Genomic DNA, 1,324 nt, shown 5'->3' with positions numbered 1-1,324 from the left:
TGTCTCGTCCTGAAATAGGTTGACTACAAAATCAACCAAAATGGAACTCAAAGACCAGATCATTCAAGAGTATTTAAACACCGGTTGTGGTTACCGTAAACTACAGGCCAAGTATGGCATTAGCCGAACTACAATTTGCAAATGGGTACAGGTTTACCAGGGAGTGCATAACTTGCAGCCTACTAATTTGCAACAGAAACATTACCTTAACCCAATGGCTCAAAAAGCGAAAAAAGAACAAACTGCCGCATCAGAAAATGAAGCTGCATTGCTGCAAAAAATTGCTGCACTTGAAAAACAATTAGCGCACCAGGAACTGAGAGCTGAAGTGTTAGATACTTTAATTAATGTAGCCGAAAAACAGCTTAATATCTCTATCAGAAAAAAGCCTGGCACCCAACAGTCCAAGAAGTAAAAAAGACAAAACCAAAATGCAGCGTACAAGAAATTTGTCGGCTGTTGGGTTATTCGCCACAGGCATACCATAAAAAACAACAAAGAAATGTAGTGCAGTTATCTAATGAATTTTTGATACTGCAGCAAATTGACAGCATTAGAAAATACCAGCCACGTTGCGGTGGAAGAAAACTTTTTATCATGCTGCAACTATTTTTTAAACAGCATCAAATTACTATCGGCAGAGATAATTTTTTTGATTTATTAAAGCGCAATAACCTTTTAGTAAGAAGAATAAAAAGAAGTGTACACACCACTAATAGTAAACATCATTTCCGCCGCTATCCCAACCTGGTAAAGGATTTTACCCCGTTAAAGGCGCATGAATTATGGGTGGCAGATATTACTTACATACCACTTAAAAACAGGTTTGCGTACCTGTTTTTTATTACGGATGCTTACTCCAGGAAGATTGTTGGCTTCCACGTAAGCGATGATATGAAAGTGAGCAGCGCAACGCTGGCATTGAGAAAAGCGCTTGCACAAAAACCGCCGGAAACAATTGTAATACATCACAGCGACAGAGGCATACAATATTGCAGTACTGCTTATGTTCAATTATTGCAACAGCATCATGCACACATCAGCATGACACAAAATGGAGATCCGTATGAGAATGCCATTGCAGAAAGAGTGAATGGCATTTTAAAAACAGAACTCATCAGCAGGTATTACGATACCATTGATAATGCATCGATACATATTGCCCGCTGCATTACCATTTACAATTACAAACGAAGGCACAGCAGCCTTAACTGGCAGATACCACATGAAGTTCACCAGCAGCAAGGACCGCAAATAAGAAGATGGAAAAATTATTATCAAAACAACACCAAAATAATAGCCAGTATGCAACCAACCTAAGCGG

Annotated in this window: 2 protein-coding genes; both read left to right on the top strand. The window is 39.0% G+C overall.

What is annotated here, in order from left to right:
- Positions 1–40: 40 nt before the first annotated feature.
- Positions 41–415, top strand: coding sequence for a hypothetical protein (locus ACYVM0_RS26960; protein WP_460562611.1), 375 nt, complete (start codon positions 41–43; stop codon positions 413–415).
- 44 nt (positions 416–459) lie between these two features.
- A complete protein-coding gene (locus ACYVM0_RS26955; RefSeq protein ID WP_460562609.1) occupies positions 460–1,320 on the top strand; it encodes an IS3 family transposase in 861 nt (286 codons plus the stop codon).
- The last annotated feature ends 4 nt before the right edge of the window (positions 1,321–1,324 follow it).

This window comes from Ferruginibacter profundus, assembly GCF_054783275.1.
This window is presented reverse-complemented; position numbering and strand designations above follow the sequence as displayed.

Excerpts from the sequence above, each read along its gene's own strand:
- ACYVM0_RS26960 (WP_460562611.1), top strand. The coding sequence starts at position 41 with ATGGAACTCAAAGACCAGATCATTCAAGAGTATTTAAACACCGGTTGT.